At 69.2% G+C, this 5,857-nt stretch carries 4 protein-coding genes; 2 read left to right on the top strand and 2 right to left on the bottom strand.

Annotated elements, in window-relative coordinates:
• Positions 1-150 precede the first annotated feature (150 nt).
• Entirely contained in the window at positions 151-1,494 is a 1,344-nt protein-coding gene (locus Q0066_RS04920; protein WP_298130664.1) for an extracellular solute-binding protein, read from the bottom strand.
• A gap of 46 nt (positions 1,495-1,540) precedes the next feature.
• Positions 1,541-2,647, bottom strand: a complete 1,107-nt coding sequence (locus tag Q0066_RS04915) for an ROK family transcriptional regulator (RefSeq protein ID WP_298130662.1) — start codon at positions 2,645-2,647, stop codon at positions 1,541-1,543.
• A gap of 87 nt (positions 2,648-2,734) precedes the next feature.
• Here Q0066_RS04915 and Q0066_RS04910 point away from each other — a divergent pair, with 87 nt between their 5' ends.
• Together Q0066_RS04910 and dnaG are read left to right on the top strand one after the other, a co-directional pair.
• A complete protein-coding gene (locus tag Q0066_RS04910) occupies positions 2,735-3,835 on the top strand; it encodes an HD domain-containing protein (RefSeq protein WP_298130660.1) in 1,101 nt (366 codons plus the stop codon).
• Positions 3,836-3,975: 140 nt separating this feature from the next.
• Positions 3,976-5,853, top strand: a complete 1,878-nt coding sequence (gene dnaG / locus Q0066_RS04905) for a DNA primase (protein ID WP_298130658.1) — start codon at positions 3,976-3,978, stop codon at positions 5,851-5,853.
• Positions 5,854-5,857 lie beyond the last annotated feature (4 nt).

The following is a 5,857-nucleotide window of genomic DNA, read 5'->3' as shown; positions in this document are numbered from 1 at the left end:
TCGTTCGAAATTCGCACTTTCAAGAACCGTCCCCCGATGTTCGAGGTTCGGAGATCCCGGCGTCCGCCGGGATGACGTGAGACCTTCGTCATCCCGGGCTTCCCCGGGATCTCCGGGCTCACCCGACTAGCGAACCGTCCCCGGTGTTGCTCACTTGCCGTTCAGCATCGGGGTGAGCAGGGCGTCGTACTCCTTGGCCAGGGCGGTGACGTCGCCACCCTCGGCGATCTTGGCGAACAGTTCCTCGAGCTTGCCGGAGGTCTCGACCGTGGCCCAGCCCGGTGCGGCCGGGGTCAGCTTCGAGTTGGACGCCGACTCGATCAGCGCCTTGGCGAACTGGTCGGTGCCGAGGCTGGAGACGTAGTCGGAGTTGGCCGGGCCGAGGCCGTTCTTGCCGAGCATCTGCTGGTACTCGGGGGAGAAGATGATCTTCATCAGATCCCGCGAGCCGGCCTGGTTCTTCGACTTGGCCGAGATGCCGATGTTCGAACCACCGGCGAACACCGGAGCTGGCTTGCCGTCGTTGCCGGGCAGCACGAAGACACCGAATTTGTCGTCGTTCCAGACCCGCTTGTCGTTCTTCAGGTCACCGATCGACCAGTGCGCCCAGCCCGGGGCCATGATCGTGGCGGCGGCCAGGCTGGTCTTGCCGGTCACCTTCTTGGGGTTGTCGGCGTCGTCCTTGATCACGTCGGAGTCGTTGATGTACAGCCACGGCGACTGATCCTTGGCGGTCTTCGGCGCCTTCGAGGCGTCCGCGAAGATGCCCTGCAGCTGGGTCAGGCCCTTGATCGTGTTCGGATCGGACAGTGTCGAGGTCCACTGGCCGCCCTCGTTCTTGGCCAGTTCGCCGCCGTTGGCGAAGACCCACGAGATGCCGTTGCGCCAGTCCTGGCCGCCGATGAAGAAGCCGGAGAAGTCCTTGATGTTCTTCGGGTTCTTGCTGGTGATCGTCTTCACCGTGGCGTTGAACTCGTCCAGGGTCTTCGGCACGCTCACCCCGGCCGCCGAGTAGATGTCCTTGCGGTAGAACATGTAGCGCGAGCCGAAGTAGTAGGGCAGCGTGTAGTTCTTGCCGTCCACCTTGCCGACCTCGACGAACGACTGCAGCAGCTTGTCACCGCCCAGTTCGGGGTACATATCCGAGATGTCCGAGAATGCTCCGACGTTGGTGAAGGTCGGCGACTGGGTGTTGCCGATCTCGACCACGTCCGGGGTGTTGTTCTCGTCCGGCAACGCGGTGGTCAGCTTGGTGACCAGATCGGGCCAGGCCTGCTCCTCGATGGTGAGTGTGCCGCCGTTCTTCGCCTGGTAGGTGGTCTTCAGGTAGTCGCGCAGGGCGTCCGGGGTGTCACCGCCGGCGAGCCACAGCGTGATGTTCTGCGGTCCGGCCGACACGGCGGCGGACGGACTGCTGGCCGTTCCGGACGAGCAGGCGCCCAGGGCCAGGGCCGAGGCGGTCACCAGGGTGAGCGCCGACAGCTTCTTGTTCATTGCATTCCTTTCGGTCGTGCGGGTTGACGGGCTGTGTTTGGTCGGGTCAGGTGACCCCGAGTTCGGTGAGCGTCACCAGGGCGCCCGCCCCCAGCAGGACGGCGTCTTCGCCGAGCGAGCTGGCGACGAGTTCGAGTTGGGGCCGAAACTGGGATCGGGTGCGTTCGACGATGCAGGAACGTGCGGCGTCCAGCAGGGCGGGAGTGACGACGTCCGCCGGCCCGCCGACCACGATGTGCTGGAGGCCGAGCATGCCGACCACGGGCGCCAGCGCCAGCCCGAGCCGGCGTCCGGCGCGGGCCAGAATGTCGTCGGCACGCCCGGGATCGGCGTCCATCTGGGTGCGCAACACCGGAACGGACGCCCACGCCTCCAGGCAGCCGGTCTTCCCGCACCCGCACAGCGGGCCGTTCTCGCCGATCGTGACGTGACCGATCTCGCCGGCGTCGCTGGCCGCGCCGTGCACCAGCCGGCCGCCGACCAGCAGGCCGGCGCCGACGCCCCGCGAGAACTGGATCCGGACGAGATTGCCGGGTGCTCCGGCGAAGCGCCGCTCGGCCAGGGCGGCCACGTTGGCGTCGTTCTCCACCTTGACCGGCAGGCCCAGGTCGTCCTGCAGCCGGGCCTGCAGCGGCAGGCCGGTCCAGTGCAGGTTGGGCGCCCACAACACGGTGCCCGACGGGTCGACGGTTCCCGGGGTGCCGACCCCGAGCCCGAGGATCGGATGGCTGGCGGCTTCGACCAGTTCGGCGGCGAGGGCGCGGGCGGCGTCCAGTGCTTGTTGCCCGGTGGCGCCGTCGAGCGCGCGGACCTTGGTGAGCACCGGCTCGCCGCGCAGTGACAGCACGGCACCTCGAACCTGGTCGCGAGCGGAGAGGTCGATCGCCAGAATGTCCCGGCCCGCCGGGTTGAGCGCCAAGAGCGTGGACGGCTTCCCGGGGCGGCCCATTTCGCTGGTGCCGGTCTCGATCACCAGGCCGGAGTCGATGAGTTCGGCGACCAGGTCGGAGATGGTGACCTTGGTCAAGCCGGTCTCACGGGCCAGGTCGGCGCGGGAGAGCGGCGGGTTGTCGTTGACCGCTTGCAGCACGAACGAGCGATTGCTGCGGCGGGCATCTTTGGGCCGCAGCTTGCGTCGGATCGGGTACTGCATGGAAGTTAGTAAACCTTCCTAACTTCTACCTGCCTACGGGTCGCGACGAATGGTTACCGACTCGTGACCTACTGCGAAGATGGGGACATGGCTGACCTGACCCCGCGAGCGATCGCCTGGGCGACCACCATGTCCGGCCACCCCGGCGAGGCCGTGGTACAAGCCCATGCTGAACCAGGCGCCCGGCTGGGCTTGCAGCGTCCGATCCTGCGCGAGCAGCGCGAAGCCTGGGAGGCTGAACGGCTCGTGCCCGGTGCGACTTTGGCCTACGGGGCCGGCAACAGGGTGCGTCCGGAGGCGCCCGATCCCGAGCGGACCTGCTTCGAACGCGACCGCGACCGCATCGTTCACTCGACCGCGTTCCGGCGGCTGGCCGGCAAGACCCAGGTGGTCGTCCATCCCACCGACCACCAGCGCACCCGGCTCACCCACGCCCTCGAGGTGGCCCAGGTGGCGACCTCGATCGCCCGCGGCGTGGGCGCCAATGTGGCACTCGCCGAGGCGATCGCGCTGGGCCACGACTGCGGCCACGGTCCGGGTGGGCATGCCAGCGAGGATGCCTTCGACCCCTTCCTGCCGGAGGGCTACGACCACGGCCCGTGGGGTGCGGACGTGGTGCTCACCCCGCTCAACCTCTGCCTGGAAACCCTGGACGGCATCCGCAACCACTCCTGGTCGCGGCCCACGCCGGCCACGGTGGAGGGCGAGATCGTCAGCTGGGCCGACCGGATCGCCTACTGCGCGCACGACCTCGAGGACGCCGTCGGTGCCGGCATCGTGGCTCTGGCCGACGTGCCGGACGCCGTGGTCGAGGTGGCCGGGGCGACCCGGCGGGAGCAGCTCAGCATCTTCGTCCGCGAGGTGATCGGCACCGCGGTCGCCACCGGCGAGATCGGGATGAGTGCGCCGGTGGCGGCCGCGCTGGCCGAACTGCGCAGCTTCAACTACGAACGGATCTACACCCGGCCGGAGTCGCTCGCCCAGTCGGCGGCGGTGATCGCGGTGCTGCAGGCGCTGGTGTCGTTCTACCTGGAGAACCCCGGACGGCTGCCCGAGCCGCCCGACGACCCCGACCGGCTGGTGCACGCCACGGTCGCCTACGTCGGCGGCATGACCGACCGGTTCGCGTTCGACACCGCCGTCCAGCTGCTCGGCTGGGATCCGGCGCGGCTGCCGCGTCCGCAGTAGCTCGTCGCGGTACGCGTCGTCCCGGCGAGCGCGGGGATCTCACCCACCCCGGACCGCCGGGCTGAGTGCCCGGGCTGAGATCCCGGGGGCGAACCCGGGATGACGACAAGGCGTCCGTGCCGCTGCGTACACTGCCGGATGTGGCGGGCTTGATCAACGAGGAGGATCTGGCGACCGTCCGTGAGCGCAGCCGGATCGAGGATGTCGTCGGCTCCTACGTGACGCTGCGTCCGGCAGGCGGGGGAGCGCTGACCGGGCTGTGCCCCTTCCACGACGAGAAGACCCCGTCGTTCCGGGTGACGCCCGCCCGCGGCTTCTACTACTGCTTCGGCTGCAACGTGGGCGGCGACGTGATCGGCTTCGTGCAGGCGATCAACAACTGCAGTTTCGTCGAGGCGGTCGAGTTTCTCGCCGACCGGGTCGGCGTCCAGTTGCGCTACACCGATGGGGGCGGTGGCGCCCGGGTGGAACCGGGCCTGCGGTCCCGGATCCTGGAGGCGAACCGGCTGGCCGCCGAGTTCTTCGCCGGCCAGCTGACCGGCCCCGAAGCCGTCGCCGGCCGCCAGTTCCTGGCCGAGCGCGGCTTCGACCGGGACGCCGCCGAGCACTTCGGCGTCGGCTTCGCCCCGATGGGCGGACGCGAACTCGCCAAGCATCTGCGGGCGCACAAGTTCAGCGACGACGAACTGGTCAAGGCGAGCCTGATCCGCGAGGGCGGCTGGGACTACTTCCAGGGCCGGCTGCTGTGGCCGATCCGGGACGCCGGCCGCTCGGTGCTGGGCTTCGGCGCCCGGCGGCTGTTCGACGACGACCGGATGCCGGCGAAGTACATCAACACCCGGGAGACCCCGGTCTACAAGAAGTCGCACGTCCTCTACGGCCTCGACCTGGCCCGGCAGAACATCGCCAAGAAGAACCAGGCGGTGATCGTCGAGGGCTACACCGATGTGATGGCGGCCCACCTGGCCGGTATCGATACGGCCGTGGCGTCCTGCGGCACGGCGTTCGGTGATGACCACGCCAGGCTGCTGTCCCGGCTGATCGGCACCACGGACGCGCTGGCCGGCGAGGTGATCTTCACCTTCGACGGCGACGCCGCCGGGCAGGCCGCGGCGCTGAAGGTGTTCTCCGGCGACCAGCACTTCATCTCGCAGACCTATGTGGCGATCGAGCCGAGCGGACTCGACCCCTGCGATCTGCGCATCCAGCACGGCGACGCCGCCGTCCGCGAACTGGTCGGACGCCGTGAGCCGCTGTACCGCTACGTGATGGCCAGCACCATCGCCGGATTCGACCTTGATCGAGTGGACGGACGGCTCGCCGCGCTACGGGCCGCCGCACCGCTGGTCAGCAGCGTCCGGGACGGCTCACTGGTCAACGGCTACGTGCACGAGCTCGCCAAGATGCTGGGCGCCGAGGTCGAGGAGGTCCGGCGTGAGGTGTCCCGGGCCGGACGCCGCAAGCTGTCGGCGAACCACGACCGGCAGCACCACGAACGGCCTCCGCAGGCCGAGCCGCCGTCCGACGAGCCGACCTTGGTGGGGCTGCCGATGCCGAACCCGCGCGATCGGTCGCTCGAGGTGGAACGCGGCACGCTGCGACTCATGGTGCGGGCACCCGAGGTGTTCGTGACCGACTGGAACGGTGTCGGCGCCGACGACTTCACCCACCCCACCTACCGGGCCATCTTCACCGCCATCCTCGACGCCGGTGCGCCCGGCGGCGACTGGCCGCAGCCGGTGGTGGCGGCCAATCCCGACCCGGCGGTGTCATCGGTCGTCGCGGCATTGACCACCGAGCCGCTGCTGCGTCCGGCCAGTCCGGCGTACGCGTCCGAGTACGTCGCGAAGTTGCGCCTGCTCACCGTGTCGCGGGCGATCGCGAACCTGAAGTCGAAGCTGCAGCGCACCAATCCGATCGACGACCAGCCCGGCTACAACCGCATGTTCGCCACTCTGCTCGATCTGGAGAAGCGGCGGCGTGAGTTGACCGAGGTCGCTGCCGGCCCCGCCGACTGAGTCC

Source organism: Micropruina sp. (assembly GCF_027492755.1).
Classification (GTDB): Bacteria; Actinomycetota; Actinomycetes; order Propionibacteriales; family Propionibacteriaceae; genus Micropruina.
Note: the sequence above shows the minus strand (reverse complement) of the source record. Positions and strands in the feature narration are given on the sequence as shown.

Coding starts and splice junctions, on each gene's coding strand:
- Q0066_RS04920 (WP_298130664.1), bottom strand. CDS start 1,494: ATGAACAAGAAGCTGTCGGCGCTCACCCTGGTGACCGCCTCGGCCCTG.
- Q0066_RS04915 (WP_298130662.1), bottom strand. CDS start 2,647: ATGCAGTACCCGATCCGACGCAAGCTGCGGCCCAAAGATGCCCGCCGC.
- Q0066_RS04910 (WP_298130660.1), top strand. CDS start 2,735: ATGGCTGACCTGACCCCGCGAGCGATCGCCTGGGCGACCACCATGTCC.